Source organism: Streptomyces sp. NPDC020747 (assembly GCF_044334695.1).
Lineage (GTDB): Bacteria > Actinomycetota > Actinomycetes > Streptomycetales > Streptomycetaceae > Streptomyces.
The window spans coordinates 90,823-108,118 of sequence record NZ_JBIRTJ010000019.1; the positions used below are offsets into that span (position 1 = coordinate 90,823).

At 67.9% G+C, this 17,296-nt stretch carries 13 protein-coding genes; 8 read left to right on the top strand and 5 right to left on the bottom strand.

Annotated elements, in window-relative coordinates:
• Positions 1 to 90 precede the first annotated feature (90 nt).
• Together ACH4YP_RS39385 and ACH4YP_RS39390 are read right to left on the bottom strand one after the other, a co-directional pair.
• Complete coding sequence (locus ACH4YP_RS39385; RefSeq protein WP_398495851.1) at positions 91 to 1,113, bottom strand: hypothetical protein; 1,023 nt, start codon at positions 1,111 to 1,113, stop codon at positions 91 to 93.
• Between the two features lie 454 nt (positions 1,114 to 1,567).
• Positions 1,568 to 3,301 (bottom strand): hypothetical protein, encoded by a 1,734-nt coding sequence (locus ACH4YP_RS39390; protein ID WP_398495853.1) that lies wholly within the window; start codon positions 3,299 to 3,301, stop codon positions 1,568 to 1,570.
• A gap of 145 nt (positions 3,302 to 3,446) precedes the next feature.
• On the opposite strand from ACH4YP_RS39390, the gene ACH4YP_RS39395 reads away from it, so the two are divergent.
• Positions 3,447 to 3,596 carry a hypothetical protein gene (locus tag ACH4YP_RS39395; protein WP_398495855.1) on the top strand — a complete coding sequence of 50 codons (150 nt, stop codon included), beginning with the start codon at positions 3,447 to 3,449 and terminating at the stop codon, positions 3,594 to 3,596.
• Positions 3,597 to 3,724: 128 nt separating this feature from the next.
• On the opposite strand, the gene ACH4YP_RS39400 is transcribed toward ACH4YP_RS39395, so the two are convergent.
• The 3 genes from ACH4YP_RS39400 to ACH4YP_RS39410 all read right to left on the bottom strand — a co-directional run bounded on the left by ACH4YP_RS39400 (position 3,725) and on the right by ACH4YP_RS39410 (position 9,279).
• A complete protein-coding gene (locus ACH4YP_RS39400) occupies positions 3,725 to 6,850 on the bottom strand; it encodes a tetratricopeptide repeat protein (protein WP_398495857.1) in 3,126 nt (1,041 codons plus the stop codon).
• 609 nt (positions 6,851 to 7,459) lie between these two features.
• Complete coding sequence (locus tag ACH4YP_RS39405; protein ID WP_398495859.1) at positions 7,460 to 7,999, bottom strand: GNAT family N-acetyltransferase; 540 nt, start codon at positions 7,997 to 7,999, stop codon at positions 7,460 to 7,462.
• A complete protein-coding gene (locus ACH4YP_RS39410; protein WP_398495861.1) occupies positions 7,996 to 9,279 on the bottom strand; it encodes an XRE family transcriptional regulator in 1,284 nt (427 codons plus the stop codon). Before ACH4YP_RS39410 ends, ACH4YP_RS39405 begins: the two co-directional genes overlap by 4 nt.
• Before the next feature lie 241 nt (positions 9,280 to 9,520).
• On the opposite strand from ACH4YP_RS39410, the gene ACH4YP_RS39415 reads away from it, so the two are divergent.
• The 7 genes from ACH4YP_RS39415 (at position 9,521) to fxlM (ending at position 17,284) form a co-directional block, all read left to right on the top strand.
• A complete protein-coding gene (locus ACH4YP_RS39415) occupies positions 9,521 to 9,967 on the top strand; it encodes an ATP-binding protein (protein WP_398495863.1) in 447 nt (148 codons plus the stop codon).
• Positions 9,964 to 10,176, top strand: coding sequence for a hypothetical protein (locus ACH4YP_RS39420; protein ID WP_398495865.1), 213 nt, complete (start codon positions 9,964 to 9,966; stop codon positions 10,174 to 10,176). The genes ACH4YP_RS39415 and ACH4YP_RS39420 overlap by 4 nt, the downstream gene beginning before the upstream one ends.
• An 18-nt stretch (positions 10,177 to 10,194) precedes the next feature.
• Positions 10,195 to 10,383: a hypothetical protein gene (locus tag ACH4YP_RS39425; protein WP_019759144.1), complete on the top strand. Its 189-nt coding sequence runs from the start codon at positions 10,195 to 10,197 to the stop codon at positions 10,381 to 10,383.
• A 190-nt stretch (positions 10,384 to 10,573) separates the two neighbouring features.
• Positions 10,574 to 10,753 carry an FxLD family lanthipeptide gene (locus ACH4YP_RS39430; protein ID WP_016825826.1) on the top strand — a complete coding sequence of 60 codons (180 nt, stop codon included), beginning with the start codon at positions 10,574 to 10,576 and terminating at the stop codon, positions 10,751 to 10,753.
• A 217-nt stretch (positions 10,754 to 10,970) separates the two neighbouring features.
• Entirely contained in the window at positions 10,971 to 13,916 is a 2,946-nt protein-coding gene (locus ACH4YP_RS39435; protein ID WP_398495867.1) for a lantibiotic dehydratase, read from the top strand.
• On the top strand, positions 13,913 to 15,187 hold the full coding sequence (locus tag ACH4YP_RS39440) for a lanthionine synthetase C family protein (RefSeq protein WP_398495869.1): 1,275 nt from the start codon (positions 13,913 to 13,915) through the stop codon (positions 15,185 to 15,187). Before ACH4YP_RS39435 ends, ACH4YP_RS39440 begins: the two co-directional genes overlap by 4 nt.
• 21 nt (positions 15,188 to 15,208) lie before the next feature.
• Positions 15,209 to 17,284, top strand: a complete 2,076-nt coding sequence (gene fxlM, locus ACH4YP_RS39445; RefSeq protein ID WP_398495870.1) for a methyltransferase, FxLD system — start codon at positions 15,209 to 15,211, stop codon at positions 17,282 to 17,284.
• Positions 17,285 to 17,296: the final 12 nt, after the last annotated feature.

A 17,296-nucleotide genomic window follows, 5' to 3' on the forward strand; every position in this document is an offset into this window, starting at 1 on the left:
ACGCCGGGTCCGTGGTCGTTGGCCTGGGCCGGGGAACCACTCGATTGCCGTGGCGTCAACTGTCTGTGATGCCTTGCTGGCTCTTCCTCTCTACTGCCGAAGAATGCTCATGATCTCGCTTGCCTTAGCGATCGCGGCCCTTGGGCCGTAAACCGCCATCGCCGTCAGCACTGCGGCACTGCCAGCGAGAACGAGATCGACACCTGCCGGAAGCCCCATCAGTACGCTGAGACAGAACGCTCCGGCTGCGGCAACGACGACTGCCGCCAGCCGAAGCCCTTCTCTGCTTGATACGGGAACCGCGCCGCGCAGGCTCTGCTCGGGCAGGAGCGTGCTCACCCTTCCAGCCGCGAACGCGTTTCCGATCTTTGCCAGGAGTGCGGCCAGGGTTCGAATCCCGGCGTCGCCTTTCGCATCCACTTGTGTCTCGGCCTGTTGGAGCTTGGCGACCACAAGTGCCGCGTGATGCTTGGCGTTGAGTTGCCGTGGAGACCCGCGACCGACACTGCTGGCGATTCTGTGAACGCGTAGCAGAGAGCGTCGGACGGTGGAGCATGTGTCGTCTAGGTGGCGGAGCGCTTGGTGCCTGTCACTCGTTCCGGCACTGGCCACAGCATCGCACGCCTCGATTGCGGCCATGATCGCCAGCAGCAGCCGGTAACCCGCGATGGCCTTGCTACGTTGGGCTGCCCACGTCAGGAGGGGCAGTGTCACAGCGGCCAACATGAGAGCTGATGGAGTTAGGCTCGGCTGCAACTGCTGCGTCTCGATCGTTTTGATCACGGCAATCAATAAGTCACCGGTACCGAGTCCGACCACGAAGGTGAGCAGCGAGTATCGGAGCTTCACGGACCCAGCTGTCTTCTGGCCGGCCTCACGGAACGACTGAATCGGCAGACCTGCCAGACCAAGCCGTTGCAGTGCCTCAGTTGTCGGTGTGATGTCTTTCTCGGAAGTTCTTGCATTCCAAGCCAACCACCACGCCTGAAGTGGTGGAATTCGGCGCGCGATCCAGGCGAGGGAGCGGTAGGTCACGACCACGAGGGCGGTAAGTATCACGCCACCGATCACCGACCGTTGAACCGCGGCTACACGCTCCAAGTCAATGTTCATGGAGCGATCCTGGCGTAACGCACTGACACTCACGGGCGATCCGTCCTACGTGGTGACCTTCGCTGAAGGCCAGCCATAGCCGTGGGCATCGACACCATGCGCGAACGTTCGACTTCGGAGGTTTCTCGGGGAACCTCACCGGAACGCGTTCGCATGTCCGGCGCCTGCTAGTCAGGCGCCGTCGGTACCTGCTCAACCGGCCTCGGTATCGCACGTGGCACATCCATCGCCGAACTCAGCCCTGTTCCCGGCGACGTCTACGCCGACTACGAAGAACCCGACGCCGAGTCAAGGACGAAGGACCCGCGCCTGGATGCTTACCGCTGTCGAGGGCCGTGTTCTCCGCCGCGCCCTGCGTCCTCGTCATCCACCTCCTCCGCACCGCCTACGACACCGAAGGACGAGCCGACGCGGGCTACGAGGAGATGGCGCCGCCCAATCCAGGGGACAGCCGTTACCGAGGCACTGTCACCGCCGTAAGTTTGCCGTCCCCAAGGTGGAGCCAGCCCCGGCCAGGAGTGAGAGGGCGGCCGACAACGGAGTCTCCCGTCTTGATGCCGATCCAATCACCAGCATGCCGTTCCTGAGGAGACAGCAGGAGGCCGCGGTGGGCTCTCTTCGCTTTGCCCAGCCAGGGGTAGCTCGGCCCGAGCTTGTCTTCATCGCCTGCCAGGACCAGCGCTGTACCCTCTTCGAAGCCATGCTCTAGCAGGTTCCGCAGCACACGTCGGGCATCGCACTCTCCCAAGACCTCCGCGTCGTCCATCACGACAACTACCGGCTGCTCAGCGGACGCCACTGACAGGGCCTCCTCGAGTTCGTCGTGCCCGATGTCGTCTTGATCGAAGTAAGCAACCACGCCGTCCCGATCGGCCAACTCCCGTAGGGGCGACGGCCTGGGCGTGGCTAAGGCGAGTTGGGCGCCAGATGCGAGGAGAGAGCGTGCGATGTTCACCAGTGCCGTGGAGCGACCTGACTTTGCGGGCCCGGCGACAACGAACGCGGGAGCAGTGCCGGAGGCCAGATCAGGGCCATATGCGGCCAGGTTGTCGCCCCCGACACCCGCCAATGCCCACAACCTCGGTGCCTCCGGATCGCGCTTGGTCCACGCTTCATCGAAGCTGATGTTGGACGGCAAAGAGGCAGAGCGTTTCTGCGCCTCCAACGCGTCATGGGCTGCGTCCCACAGGCCGAGCAACAGGACGTGATCCTCTTGCGTCAGGCTCGCCATGTGGGAGAACGCGACAAGTGCCTCCCGCTCGGGCAGCTCATCGTGGGTGTACCAGCGGATCCACGCATCCGACGAGATCCCCGTCTGCTCCTCCATATCGGTGAAGGACCACTTGCGCTTCAGCCTGTGTTCATCAAGGCGGCGATGCAGCGTGACCAACTCCAGCCGCGCCGGGGAGCGGTCCACCTCGAACTCTCTGCTCTTCACTCCGTAGAACGTCGCGTTCGCCGGCCGTTGCTCCTCCGCGGCGTCAGCCATCCTGACGAAGCCTTCACTACGGCGAACTACACCAAGGAACACTCTCAACGCGTCCTTGTCGTGCCAAAGAGCCTGCGCCGCGTTGAGGATCAGTCCCTTCAATGACTCATGCGCGTAGTTGAACTGCGCAGAGTCTTGGCTGGCGTTGGTCGGTTCCTCCTTGCCGGCTGGTGGCTCTTCTGCTGCCTGCCCACTTGGGGCCCCGGTGTCCTGCTTCGGCAAGCCCTCGGAAGGGGCAGTCGCGTCGTTCACGTCACCGTCTCCGGCGGATGCTGTGGTATCTGCCGGAGGGTGTACGGATGCTTGGGCGACCGTTTCCCTGACGACCTGCTTCCACAGAGCCTTGAAACGATCAACTTGGGCGTCTACGTCGCTGTGTCGAGCGAATTCGGCCAGGACACGGGCGATCAACTCAAGGCGGCCCCACGGCGGTAAGTCTGGCTTCTGGAAAGTGTCCAACACTGCTTGGTGATTCACGATCCAGTAGTCTTGCGCGTCCTTCCCGACGCGGTCGCGAATAGTGCGGGCTGACGGGAGTCCCGCGTCCAGCCTCAGATCGTGGAGCTCGTCGTTCAGCTTCTTCAGGTCAGGCTGGTCAGCTAGGTCGGGCCTCTTCCACGGCTGAGCGACCACTATCTCTGCCTCCTCCTGGTGCTTCTGCATCGTTTCCAAATCAGGCGCGTTGGCGCCTGTACTCACGGGCGTCAGGATCTGTCATGCGTGTCATGCAGCGGCTGTTCTTGGCTGATGCTGTCAGCGATCGTCTTGAGCCGTCAGGGCCGTCCGGGAAGCACCCACGCTGGATGCACAATCCAGTCGGTGCCATTACGGAAGGTAGATCCTCATGGAACAGATCAGCGTGCGCCTCGTAGTCCTCCTGCTGGTCGGAGCCCTCGTCGTCGCCGTGACGCTGCATGCACCCGAAGTCGGCGCAGCCTTGGTGGGAGCCACTGCAGTGGTGGCACTACTCGCCCAACTCATGGGCCGCGAATGACTCTGCCAAGCGGAGAAGCTAGCAGCCATGGGCCACCTGATCTCCCAACCTGTGGGTCGATACCTTGCGGACGGCACCACCGAACCCAGAGCACATCTGCGGCTTCATGGAACCTGTGGTGGTGGGTATCAGCGTCGGTGGCGGTGTTCCTCAATGTCGGCCTGATTCAGCCAGTAGGCGATGTTGTTGCTGATGGTGGTGATGATGGGATGAGCAGGGTCTACGAGGCGTCGTGTGTCTGTGAGCATCCGAGTGAGAATGCGGACGGCTTCCCCGGGGTGGCCAGCGCGTCCGCGCCACATGGCGAGCTTGTCCAGTACCGACAATGTGGCGACGTGATCAGTGCCAAGGTGGCGTTCGATGTGGGTCAGCAGGGCCTGGTAGGTGTCGCTTGCCGTCTGTGCGTCGCCCGTTTCGCCCTGCCAGCGGCCAAGGCTATCGAGGGTCGTCAAAGTTTGGAGGTGGCCAGGGCCCAAGACGCGTTCCTGGTCGGGGAGGAGCTCTTGCAGTGCGGCGATGGCTGCCTGGGGTGCTCCTGCAAAGCCACGCATGACGGCGAGGCTGTGGCGGGTGCTGAGAATCTCTGCGCCTTCAGGCACGAGGCGGCGCTGCTGATCACGGAGGACGTCCTCCAGCGCTTGTACAGCTTTCTGGGGCTCTCCTGCCCGGCCCAAGCACAGGGCGTGGCTGTGTCGGGAGCTGAGTGTGTCGGGGTGGTGAGGGCCGAGGACTCGGGTTCTGTCGGCGACGACGGCGGCGAGGTTCTCGGATGCGGTGGCCGGATCGGTTCTTTCCTGCAAACGGGCGAGGTTGTGGCGCGCTGTGAGCAGCTCGGGATGATCTGGGCCCAGGACCTCACCCATGTCGGGGATCAGCGCCTGATATCCGTCGATGGCCTTATCCGTCTCGCCCGCTGCTCCCTGCCAGCGGGCAAGGCTTTGCCTGGTCGTCAGGACGCGCAGGTGCCGGGGCCCGAGCGCTCGTGTTTGGTCGGGTAGCAGCGCTTCGAGCAAGCTGACGGCCTCGGCAGCGTTGCCTGCTTCGCCCAGCCAGCGGGCCAGATTGTGGCGGGCGGTCAGGGTGCCATCGGCATCGGGACCGAACTCCTCTTCCATGAGGGGGATCAGCCTGCGGTAAGCGGCAGCGGCCTCTACTGCGTCACCCGCGACGCCCTTCCAGTAACAAAGGTTGTGGAGAGTAGCGAGTATCGCCCCACGGCTCGCTCCGTTGCGCTGCCGGACAGCGAGAATTTCATTGAGGGCCGTGATGGCGCCGCTAGTGTCGCCAGCCGCACCTCGCTCGATTGCAAGGTTGTGACGAGTCACGAGCGTCTCGGGGGCCTCGTAGCCGAGCAACTGGATCTGGTCCGTCTCAAGACTTTCCAGGGTCTGGATTGCTCCGGCATGATCTCCGGCTTGGCTTTGCCAGCGGGACAGCTCGCTTCGGGCGACAAGGGCGTGCTGGTGGTCGGCTCCGAGGTGCCGGTGGGCGAGGGAGCAGAGCGCGTCGAAATGGTCGCGTGCCCAGGAAATGTCGCCGGATTCACCCGCGCTGGTGCCCAGTCGGAAGAGGACGGTGTACGCGGTGTCGTCCTGCCACAGGGGGTGGCTCTCGCCGTCCTGGTCGTGAGTGGCCAGCGAGCGGGCGCTGGCCCGCAGCCGTAGTGCGTGGTCCTGGTCGTGCTCGGTGTCGGGCCAGATGTCAAGCAGGGCGTGGGCAGCCGCTGGCAGGACGGTGTCCCTACGCTGTGTCCGGACGTCGTGCGATGAGCCAGAAGGTTGCCGCTCGCGCACGGCACGCTGGATGAGCTGGTGCACGCGGACCAACCATGCGTCGTCACAGCCCTCGCCCGGGGTGTGATCGATGAGATGGAGTCGGTCCAGCGTTGCCAAGGTGTGCTCGGCATCCAGCTCGTCGACGGGTCGGTCTGTTCTGCTGCGCTCGGTCAGCCAAGCGCGGGCTGCGCCGCTGGTAAACAGCGGGGCGGGAATGCCGGTTGTCCCGTCGAGGACGGCGGCCAGTTCCAGCATGGGGCGAGCCAGTGTGCCGGTGTGCTGGTCGGCCTGGTCGACGGAGATGTCCCACAGCGCTGCCAGTGAGCTTGTCGTAGCACTGCCGCGCACAGCAGGGATCAGTCGTTCAAGGGTGAGCCGGCGGTCCGCGAGCAGGCTTCGGTATCGGGCGATGCTGCACGAGGCGTTGTAGTCGAGGTATGCGCCGGCCCGCGACAGCGCCAGGGGAAGATGACCAAGGTCATCGGCGAGCCCCGCCAGATCCGCGTCGGCATCGGCGGACACGGCCCGTTGCAGCGTGTTGCGCAGGTGGGTGAGGGATTCCTCGGCGGTGAAGACGCCAACCGGTAGGAATGGATGTCCACTTGCTGTGACGAGATCTCTTTCGCGGCTGCGCGTGGTGACGATGACCCTCCCACGACCAGCGGTGCGTCGAGGCACCCACAGTCCCTCAAGTGCACCGGGGGAGTGCACGTCATCGAGGACAATGAGCCAGCTGAGTTCGGTGACACAGAGCCAGTTGAGGAATTGCTCAGCGGCATACGTGGTGTTCTCACCGCTGGGTACCAGCTCAAGATCGCGGGCTGCCTGAGCATAGGCACCGGTCACGGCAGGCGTGTTGTTCGCCGTCACCCACATCAGCATGTCCACTCCACCGCCTGCCTCGTCAGCGGCGCGGCGGCAGTAGTCGGCGGCCAGGCTGGTTTTGCCGACGCCTCCGGCTCCTGTGATCACGCGCCCCGTAACAGCTGTGCTTGCTGCGTCCTCGATGTCACTGTCCTCGGGGCCATCCAGAGCGCGTGCCAGGGCATCGCGATGTCCCCGCTCGACGAGCACATCGGCTGGTTCGGGGACCAGACCTATGCGCAGCGGCTTTGCGCTGCGGGGCTTATCGGCAAGCTGCTTCTGCGTGCGGGTCCCGGACGCCGCAGTGTCGCGGCGGGCTGTGGTTCTGCTTTGCTCGGCCGCTCGGCGTAGGTTCTCCCACCGAGCACGGGACTGTGGCCCGGGCCTGCAACCGGCGCGGCTATCGAGGAGTTCGGTCAGGAAGGCGAAAGACGCCCCGGCCCGCGGAACATTCTGAGCGCTGAACCACGTGCTGAGACTGCTCTTGGTCAGGCCGACGGGAGGAGACTGCCGTCTGCCCAGCTGGATGATCTGACCGAACGTGAGCCCAGATGCTTGCCGCCTGGCCCTCAGCTCCTCGGCCAGGCGTGAGGCTGCCGCCGGGACGTCCGCCATGCCATTCCCCGTTCGTTCCGAACCTTCTACGAACCCTATTCCTTGCCTGTCTGACCACCACATACCTGTAGTTCGGCGGGAGTTACTGCTCGCCGAACCCCGATCCGAACAGGTCAGGTGACCTGTGACCGATCGCTTGGTTGGTCAAGTCCACGGATGGGATAGACAATGCGCATTCTCTGTCGTAAAGCGCGGTATGTGTGGCGAACGCCAAGGCTGCGGCGGCGGATCGCCACGCTCGTTGTGCGGTGGATTGTCGGAGCCGCGCTGCGGACACTGGCGGGCCTCTTGTGGGGGTGGTGGACCAGCTAGTGAAGGACTTCGGGGCCGGGTTGGTCGTCGCCGCTAGAGGCGGCGCGGGGTGGGGTCTGATCCAGCTGCGGCCCCGGTGTCCGCCGAATCGCTGAGAAAGGAGCTGGCGATCGACGTGGACAGATCGAGGCTGATACTCGAATCGGTACGGGCGAGCGGCAACGTCAGCGTCCGAGACCCACGTCCTTGATCCCGCGTTGGAGTACGGACTGTCGAGGTATCCACGGTCCGGCCGGGAGGGGGCAAAGAAAACGAGCTGGGCGCTGGAGCTGTGGGCCGGGGGCAAGTCTGAGCAAGTTAGCGGTTGGCGCGGATCATGACGGTGAGGACTGGCGACGCTGGTGAGGGTTGGCTTTGCCCGATGTCTTCGTAACCCCACGATTCGTAGAGCGCGTGGACTTTCCCCTCGCCAGCGGCCGGGTTGACCATGAGCGTGACGTATGGCTCATCGCGTGTGGTGAGGAGAGCGTCGTGGATGCGGCGGGCGGTGCCGGTCTTCCGCCAGGCTGGCCGGACGCCGATCTCCTTCAGGGCCACGGTCGGACGTTCGGTGTACTTGTCCGCCGGCGTCGGGCTGGTGCGCTGCCAGTAGCGGTCGCCGTGTTCGATGGTGTTGCCGTAGGCGTAGCCGACCGGGTGCCCGTCCGTGTACGCGAGGACGGCTGTGAACCCTGGCTCAGTGCTGTGCCGGTCGATGCGTTCGCCGAAGGCGGTGACTGCGTAGTTCGGCAGGTGGAGGAGCGGGGCGCGCACGTCGGCGTACACGTCGAGGAGGTCGCCGCGGGCGGTGTCGAGGGTGGTGAACGTGCGCAGTTCGATGGCGGGCGCCGTGGTCATGCGGCCATCCTCCAGGTGGCGGTGTGCTTGGTCCAGGTCTGCACGATGGAGTTGCCCGGCGCGGTGGCGCGCAGTGCGGCCCCGAACTCCTGCAGCATGCGTGTGACCCGGGCGTGCCGGGTGGCGGCTTCGGCGGGGACCTTTATTGCGGTGGCCGTGGCGGCGTCGGGGGCGCCCTGGGCGAGCTGGGCGTGTGCGAGCCGGGTGGTGGCGATGGCCCGGGAACGGATCATGTGGGGCCGGAGGGCGGACAGGCAGCGGTGGGCGTGGTACTCGGCGGTCGAGTAGTCGCCGAGCGCCAAGTGCGCGGAGAGGGCCAAGGAGTCCAGCTCGGCCTGGTCGTAGAAGGCGAGCATCCACACCGGCCGGTAGTCGGCGGGGTCTGCGCGCAGCATGGCGTCCTGCGACTGCTCGAAGGCACGGCGGGTGCCGGTGCGGTCCTGTGCCGCGCCGTAGATGGCGCCCTGGCGGGCCAGACCGAGGGAGGCGAACAGGGGGTCACGGCGGGTGAGGTGCAGGTTGCGGGCGACGTCGTTGGCGGCGAACGCGTCCGCCGGTCGGCCCATGTGGCGGTACATGGTGCCCGCGTGACTCCAGATGCGGAACTTGATGGCCTGGTCGCCGGACATCTCGGCAAGGGCCTGGGCCTCGCGCATGTGGGCCTTGGCGACGTCGTAGCGGCGGCCGTCGATGGCGGCCCACATCGCGGAGGAGCGGAAGGCGGCTGCGGAGGCGTAGAGGTTGCTGCGTACCCGCTGGGTGGCGCTGCCAGCGTTCTGGAGGTTGAGTGTCTCGTCGGCGAGGGCGGCGGCCCGCTGTTCGATGCCGAGTTGTCCGCCGTGGCGGTGGTCGCTGGCGATGATCTCGGCGAAGCGCTTGTTGAGGCGGTTGACGTCGCTCATGCCGATACGGCGCGGCGACGCGGTGCCGGGAGCGGCTGCTGCGGCGGCAGCCGCCGCGATGCTGCCGACGAGGGTACGGCGCTTCATGTCGGGGTCCTCCTGCTGCGGTGAGGCCGGGGTGGACGAAGGCCGGCTCCGTGGCACGAACCCTAAAGCGACGGCGGGCAGTCCGGTGACCTCCTCAAGTGCCTTGCGGGCGGCTGACTTTGGCCACGTGACCCGGCCCGCTTTCCATGCCCGGACCGATGAGCCGTCGAGTCCTCCAGGGCGCCCGGCCAACCGTTCAATGGCCCTGTTCACGGCCTCGGCGAGGCTGTTGGAGCTGTAGCCGTGTTCGGTCATCCACGCCTCAAGAACGGTGTTGCGGGTGGTGTCCATGCGGGCACGGTAGCCCGCGCGATCCTCACCCGCCAGGTAAAGGAGAGGTCAAAACGTCCTAGGCGGGTCCGTCGGCTGAGTGCCTGAACGTCCTAACCAACCTGCTGGGAAAGGGAGTTGTCTGGGTGCTGGTCGCTCGCCGCGCCCCACCGTGCGGGCGGCTGTTGACGGCCCGGCCCGCCCCTGAGGTTCCCCCGCGGGGGCGGGCCGGGCGCCGAGACGACACGAAGGCTCCACCCCAATGACGAGTCTGAGAACAACAGTTGAGGCCCTCTCCGTCGGCCATCCCACGTACAGCCAGACCTTCCCGTGCGAGCCGTCCACGGCCGAGATCGGCCGCGAACTCGTCCGAGACGTCCTCGGTGTGTGGCACCTCGACGGCCTCGCCGACCGTGCGGCGCTGATCGTCACCGAGCTGATCGCGAACGCCTCCAGGCACACTCCGTGTCCCGAGATCCGCCTCACGGTTGGGCGGCCGAGCGCGACCCGACTGCGTGTCGGGGTCGTGGACCAGGAACCATCGCGTCTGCCCATACTCAGCCAGGCGGCTGACGACGACGAGTCGGGGCGCGGGCTGCTCCTCGTCGATGCTGTCGCCGACCGCTGGGGCTACGACCTGCGCGGCTCGGACAGACGCCCCTGGGGCAAAGAGGTCTGGGCGGAACTCCGCACCGAGGGCGGCAGGTGAGCATCCCGGCCACGGCACCCTCGCCCCTTCCGGACCTCGCCCGGCTCCGGCCCCGCCAGCAGATGGCCATGGACTGCGCCCTCTGCGCCCGCCCACTGGGAGCGAGCGGTCGACGGCTGGGCGATCTACGCCACCGGGGCCTGCTGTTCCAGCTCTGGGCCTGCGCTCCCGACTGCCAGACCGCCAGATCGACCATCCCGACCAGCTGAGAAAGAGGACGTCCTTCCATGGAGTGGCCATGGATCACCGGTGATTGCTGGCTCGGCTGCGGGCGTACCGGAGTCCTGGTGATCTGGCTCGGCCCGGTGCAGTGGGACGGGCAGCACGCCCCCTTCTACGCGTGCGAGCCGTGCCTCGATCGCCTCAAGGCCCAGGCGCTCGCCTACTTCATGGAGCGGCGACCGGCATCCGCTTGATCAGACTCCCGGCACACGACTTCCCGGCGTGAGGCAGGCACTCCGCGAGGACTTCCTACGCGGAGCACGTCCCCTCATGCCGGGCGGCCAGGAGCCGTCCGAGGAGCAGCCCGTCCGGCAACGCTCCCGTGACGGCACCTGGTGGGCGCCCCAGCCCAGTAACACCACAACGATTAAGAGGAGTTGAAGCATGACGCGCAGCACCGTAGTTCCCAGCCGCACCGAAGTACGCCCGCAGATCCCGGGGGCATCGGACGGCTTCGACCTGGACGTCTCCCTCGTCGAGATCGCCGACCCGGCTGGCCTGGTCAACCTGACCGACGACAACTGCGGGTCCACCTGCGGCGCCTGCACCACCAACGTCGCCTGACCCGGCCCTCAGGTCACCCGGGGCTGGTGCCGCCGCGTCTCCGCGCGGCGGCACCAGCCGCCCGCCCCCTCACTTACGGAGGTACTTGGTGGTTGCTTCGCCCGCAGCGTTCCGCACTGGTTCCACTGCTCTCGTGCGCGCCGTGGCCCGGCCCTCGCTGCCGTTTCCTCCATGCCCTGACCTCGATGACCGCTCGCCCAGTGGTTCGTCTGCCCGTGTGGCGTGGCTACGGGCGGTCTGGGCGGACAAGGACGTCGCCGAGGCACTCCAGCACTCCAGCCCGGTCCTGGCCGAGCAGGTACGAGTCCTGTGTACGGCCGATCTCCGCGATGTGCAGCGCGCGACGGCGTCAGTGGCCCGTTACCTGCTGCGGGCTCTGCACCGGGCCACGCCCTTCGGCCTGTTCGCCGGCGTGGCCACCGCGAGGTTCGGCGCACAGGCGCGGGCCGACTGGGGCAAGGAGCACGTGGCCGTCAGCCGTGCGGGGGCAGAGTGGCTGGCTGCCGTGGTCGCACGGTTGGAGGCATGCCCGGACCTCCTCGAACGGCTGCCCGTCGTCATCAACAACACCGTGACGTACCGGGGAGACCGGCTCATCGTGCCGTTCCAGCCCGACGTCCAGGACGACCGGACTCGCGCGGTCGAGGCGTCTCTGGCCCTGACCGGACCGGTGCGCGCGGTCCTCGCCGCGACCCGACTGCCGATCCGGTTCGGCACCCTCGTCGACAAGCTCCAGGCGGAGTTCCCCGAGGCCGGTCCCGAGAAGGCGCGTCAACTGCTGGCGGAGCTGATCCGGCGGCGGGTGCTGATCACGAGCCTGCACGCACCGAGCACCGAGACCGACGCCCTCGGGTATCTGCTGGGCCAACTCGACGCGATCGACGCCGGAAACCTCGCCTCGGTCACGGAGACGGTACATGAGCTGCACGAGGTCCGGGCGGGCCTGGAGGAGTGCGTCACGCACGGGGGCCGGGACAGTGTCGCGGCGCGGATGCGGGCTCTCGTCCCCGGCCTGCGTCGCCATCCCGTCGCGCTTGACCTCCGCCTGGACGCGCAGATCGTTCTGCCGGCCGAAGTCGCCCGAGAGATCGAGCGCGCCGCTATCGCCCTGACGCGGCTGAGCACCCGCCCCTATGGGACCGCCGCGTGGAACGACTACCACCAGCGGTTCTACGAGCGATACGGCATCGGCACGATGGTGCCGCTCCAGGACGTCCTGGCGGACAGCGGCACCGGCTATCCCGACGGCTACCCGAGCGCTCCGGTCGACGCGCGTAGGCCCCGTATCTCCGCTAGGGATGACGTCCTCGTACGGCTCGCACAGGCCGCCGCGCTCGACGGACGCGACGAAGTGGTCCTCACGGAGGAGCTGATCGCGGCCCTGGACGCGGGTCCCGAAGAACCTCGTCTGCCACCGCACTTGGAGGTCGGGGTGCGCGTGCACGCCTCCAGCCTGGGGGAGTTGCAGCGCGGGAGGTTCCGGCTTGAGGTCATGAGTGTCTCCCGTGGCGCCGGAGTCTCAACCGGCAGGTTCCTCAGCGTGCTGGCCCCAGCCGATCGGCAGGTCCTGGCCGCAGAGCTCGCCGACCTCACGGCCGCAGACGGCAACACCGTGCCTGCGCAGCTGTCTTTCCCGCCCCTGCTCTCCGCGAGCGCCCACGTCACCCGCGCCCAGCAGGTCCTCCCCACCGTGATCAGCCTCCAGGAGCATCGCGCCCCGCAAGACGCCGTCCTCGCCCCGGAGGACTTGGCCGTGGGATGCGACGGCCGCCGCATGTACCTGGCCGCCCCGGAGCGAGGCCATCGAGTCGAGGCCGTAGGGATGCACGCCCTGAATCTGCACGCACACACCCCGCCGTTGGTGCGGTTCCTCACCGAGCTGTCCCGCGCGCAGTGCGCCCAAGTCACCGTGTTCGACTGGGGTGCCGCTGCGGCGATGCCGTTCCTGCCACGGCTGCGGTACGGGCGCACGGTGCTGGCCCCGGCCCGCTGGCGGCTGGAGGCTACCGAGCTGCCCGCCCGCGCCCGGCCTCGGGCCGAGTGGGAGGCCGCGCTCGCCGACTGGCGGGCTCGGCGGCGGCTGCCGCGCCGCGTCCAGCTCGTTGAGGACGACCGGCGCCTCTTCCTCGACCTCGACGAGGCCAGTCACCGTGCGCTCCTGCGCCGGCACCTCGACCGCACGCGCCTGGCCGTGCTGGTCGAGGCTCCTGGACCACGGGCGTACGGCTGGTGCGGCGGGCGAGCCCACGAGGTCGTGGTGCCGCTCAAGGCGACCCGACCTCCGAAGTGGCCGCCCCTGCCCGCACCCAGCCGGGCCCGTGCCCTCTCTGCGGCCCAGATGCAAACGCCCGCCGCTTCCTCGGTTCTTCTGGCCGCTCTGTATGGCGACCCTCGGCGTCAAGACGTGCTGCTCTCAAGGCACTTGCCCGTCCTCCTCGAACAGCTGGGCAACCCACCCTGGTGGTTCATCCGCTTCCGCGACCCGGACCAGCACCTCCGCCTTCGCATCGCCCTGCCCGCCCCGGACGCCTTCGCCTACACAGCCCGTACGGTTAGCGCCTGGGCCGACGAGCTGCGCGGCGCCGGCCTGCTGGCCGATCTGCGGTACCCCACCTCCTACCGGGAGATGGGCCGCTGGGGCTCCGACGCCGCGTGGGAGGCGGCCGAAAAGGTGTTCCGGGCGGACTCGCGCGCCGTCCTGGCTCAGCTCGCGCAGCCACAACGACCAAGCCAGCGCGCGCTGGTGGCGGTCCACACGGTGGCCATCGCCTCCGCCTTCCTCGGCACCACCGAGGCCGGCATGCAATGGCTGATCGACCACGTTCCGCCGACCGCGCCTGTGCCCGTTCCACGCACGCAATTCACCGAGGCCGTACAGCTCGCCGACCCGAGCGACGACTGGGCGGCCCTTCGCAGTGTCCCGGGCGGAGACGCCATCGTGTCCGGATGGGCCGACCGGGAGACAGCACTCGCCGCGTACCGGCCGCACCTACCCGGCCCGAACACCCAGGGCATCGCCATCGATGACGTCCTGACCTCCCTACTGCACGTCCACTTCGTGCGCCACGTCGCCGTGAACTTCCCGGAGGAAGAGGTGTGCCTGTACCTGGCGCGCGCCACTGCCCTGGCCTGGACCGCCCGCGCCAGGAGGAGGACCTCGTGACCACCCACCCCGCGCTCGGCTTGGTCGACGCCATCGCCGCCCAGCTCGCCGACCCTGACTCCGCGTCCCTCGGTCCGAGGATGCTGTCCTCGAACAGGCAACACCTTGCTTACGGCCCTCCCGGAATCGCGCTTCTGCACATCGAGTTGGCCGCGAATGGCCTCGGACCGTGGCAGCGCGCCCACGACTGGCTCGCCGCCGCCTCTCGGCAGCCGTTGACCAGCGGTTCGGACAGCCACCCCTTCTACGGGGCGCCGGCTATCGCCCACGCCATGGCCAGCGCCGCCGACAACCTTCCCGGCTCTTACCAGCGGGCCCTCACCACGCTGGACCGACAGGTCGCGGTTGATGTCGGACGCCGTCTCGACGCGGCACATCGCCGCATCGACGCCGGACGGCTGCCGCAGCTCGCCGAGTTCGACACCATCCGGGGGCTAACTGGCTACGGCGCCTACCTCCTGCGCCGGGACCCCGGCAGCCGCACAATGCGTGCCGTCCTCAGCTACTGCGTACGCCTCACCGAACCGATCACCCACCGCGAAGAGAGCCTGCCGGGCTGGTGGGCGCAGACAGGCCCATCGGGGAACCCTGACGACCGATTCCCCGGCGGACACGCCAACAACGGCATGGCACACGGCATCGGCGGCGTACTCGCACTCCTCGCCCTCGCCGCCCGCAACGGCACCCTCGTCGAAGGACACCATGCAGCACTGCGCATGATCCTGGCCTGGCTGGACCGATGGCAGGAGAAGACCGGTCATGGACCGGCCTGGCCGTATTGGGTCACCCGGAGCCACCTGCGTACGGGTCGCCTCGCCCCGTCCACACCCCGGCGGCCCTCCTGGTGCTACGGCACCGTCGGCCTCGCCCGCGCCCAGCAACTCGCCGCGCTCGCCCTCGGCGACACCCGCCGCCAGATCGACGCGGAGAACGCGCTCGTGGCCGCGCTCACCGACCCCGAACAGCTCAAGGCCATCACGGACAACGGCCTGTGCCACGGCTTCGCCGGTCTGGCCCACGTCGCCGCCCGTACGGCCGACGACGCCTACCTCTCGACCGCGAGCCAAGTCCGCGCCGCAATCCCGGCGCTGCTGACTGCGGTCCATCCGGCGGACAACGACCCCGAACTCGCCGTCGGCGGGCTCATCCAGGAGCAGGAATCTGGTCCCGGACTGCTCGACGGCGCCGCTGGCATAGCCCTGGCGCTCCTCGCGCCCAGCACCGCCGTACCGCCCCAAACCGCTTGGGACGCCTGCTTACTCATCGCCTGATCCGCTGACCGAAGGGCCTCCATGTCCCCCGACCGCTGGCAGCAGCACAACATCACCTTCATCGACCGCGAGAGTGCCCGGTGCGCCGCCGAGGAACGCATCGGCCCGGCGCTGCTGGCGGCCGAGAGCAAAGGGCAGTTCACCGGCTGGTGGTTCATGAACAAACAGCCCTGGCCACTGCGGTATCGCGCCGACGAACCCTCGCCCGTCATCGAGTCACTGCTGCGCGAACTCATAGAGGACGGCATGGCCACATCGTGCCTGCCCCATATCTACGAGCCCGAGGTGGACGCCTTCGGCGGGCCAGAGGCCATGGACGTCGCCCACGCACTGTTCCACAGCGACTCCCGCCACCTACTCGCCTCCCAGCCGAGCCGGGAACATCTGGGACGCAAGGAGACTGCCGTCCTGCTGGCGAGCACCATGATGCGCGGTGCCGGACTCGACTGGTTCGAACAGGGCGACGTATGGGCGAAGGTCGCCACTCTTCGGCCGCCCGCCACCCCTCTGCCACCCGAACAAGCCGCCGAACTGGTTCCGGCCATGAGGAAGTTGATGGTCGCCGATGCCCACGGCCTCTGCCGCCCGGACGGACCGCTTCACGGGCAAGACGAGTGGGTGACCGCCTTCGAACGGACCGGGGCCATGCTCGCCGACCTCGCAGGACGCGGCGTCCTCACCCGCGGCCTGCGCGCCGTCATCGCCCACCACGTGATCTTCCACGCCAACCGCGCCGGTCTCCTCCGGGACGACCAAAGCGCCCTGTCCCACATCGCACGAGAGGTAGTCATGGGAACGAGTGACCACACCGCGTCGCCCGACGAGGCAACAACCAGCGCCGATAGCGTCTGCGCGGTGACCACTGACACGATCGCCACGGCGGACGCCAAGCCCCTCCGCAACGCCCTGGTCGACCAGCTCCGCGCGGACGGACACGCCCGCACCCCCGCCGTCGAGACCGCGTTGCGGACCGTGCCACGCCACGTGTTCGTGCCCGACGCGTCGCTCGAAGACGCTTACGCCAACGCACCCGTGCACATCAAGTACGACACCGATGGCACCTCCATCTCCTGCGCCTCCCAGCCGGGCGTTGTCGCCCTCATGCTGGACCAGCTCGAAGCCCAGCCCGGCGAGCGCATCCTCGAACTCGGCGCCGGCACCGGCTACAACGCCGGTCTGCTCGCCCACCTAGTCGGCGAGAGCGGACACGTGACCACCCTCGACGTGGACGAGGACCTCGTGGAGGGTGCCCGCGCGCACCTTGCCGCAGCCAGGATCACCAACGTCCAGGCCGTGACCCGCGACGGAGCCCTCGGCTACGCCGAAGGCGCGCCGTACGACCGGATCATCGCCACGGTCGGCGCGCACGGCGTGCCGCACGCCTGGTTGCAGCAGCTCGCCCCCGGCGGTCGGCTCCTCGTCCCTCAGCGCCTCAAAGGCACGGTGTCCCGATCCATCGCCTACGAGCAGCGTGACAGCCGTTGGGTCTCCCTCGGCAGCAAGATGAACACCTTCATGCCGCTCCGACGGGGCATCGCCGACGATGACCGCCGAGCCATCCCGCTCAGCACGGACGGCACCGTCCGGCTTCAGGCCCCCGCCGGCCAGCACATCGACGCCGACGCCCTCACTGCCGTCCTGGATCAACCGTGCACCGAGGAGTGGACCGGCATGACGGTCCGCGCCATGGAGTCGCCGGAGTGGATGGAACTGTTCCTCACCTGCACCCTCCCCTCCGGTCTAATCCGGATGCTGTTCCCCCAGAGCGCCAAGGGCACTCTGCTCACCGAGGACCCCTACCCCTCATCGACCGCGGCCGTCGACAAGGGCGCCGTCACCTACCTGGCACGGCGCCTGTCGGAGGAAAAGACCCCCGAGGGCGGCAAGCTCTGGGAGTTCGGCGTCATCGGCCACGGCCCCGGCAGCGACGAGCTGACCGCGAAGGTCGCTGACGCCATCCGCGCCTGGGACCGCGACTACCGCGACCGCGAGGCCACGTTCGAGATCCAGCCCCTCGACGCCCCCGCCATCGAGCAGCGCCCGGGCCTCTTCGCCCTCGACACCCCGCTGAACCGCATCGTCGTCGACTGGCACTGACGCCGTACATGG

What these genes read in the sequence shown, in the direction of transcription:
- ACH4YP_RS39385 (WP_398495851.1), bottom strand. Translation starts at nt 1,113, where the DNA reads ATGAACATTGACTTGGAGCGTGTAGCCGCGGTTCAACGGTCGGTGATC.
- fxlM (WP_398495870.1), top strand. Translation starts at nt 15,209, where the DNA reads ATGTCCCCCGACCGCTGGCAGCAGCACAACATCACCTTCATCGACCGC.
- ACH4YP_RS39405 (WP_398495859.1), bottom strand. Translation starts at nt 7,999, where the DNA reads ATGACCACGGCGCCCGCCATCGAACTGCGCACGTTCACCACCCTCGAC.
- ACH4YP_RS39400 (WP_398495857.1), bottom strand. Translation starts at nt 6,850, where the DNA reads ATGGCGGACGTCCCGGCGGCAGCCTCACGCCTGGCCGAGGAGCTGAGG.
- ACH4YP_RS39430 (WP_016825826.1), top strand. Translation starts at nt 10,574, where the DNA reads ATGACGCGCAGCACCGTAGTTCCCAGCCGCACCGAAGTACGCCCGCAG.
- ACH4YP_RS39415 (WP_398495863.1), top strand. Translation starts at nt 9,521, where the DNA reads ATGACGAGTCTGAGAACAACAGTTGAGGCCCTCTCCGTCGGCCATCCC.
- ACH4YP_RS39410 (WP_398495861.1), bottom strand. Translation starts at nt 9,279, where the DNA reads ATGGACACCACCCGCAACACCGTTCTTGAGGCGTGGATGACCGAACAC.
- ACH4YP_RS39425 (WP_019759144.1), top strand. Translation starts at nt 10,195, where the DNA reads ATGGAGTGGCCATGGATCACCGGTGATTGCTGGCTCGGCTGCGGGCGT.
- ACH4YP_RS39395 (WP_398495855.1), top strand. Translation starts at nt 3,447, where the DNA reads ATGGAACAGATCAGCGTGCGCCTCGTAGTCCTCCTGCTGGTCGGAGCC.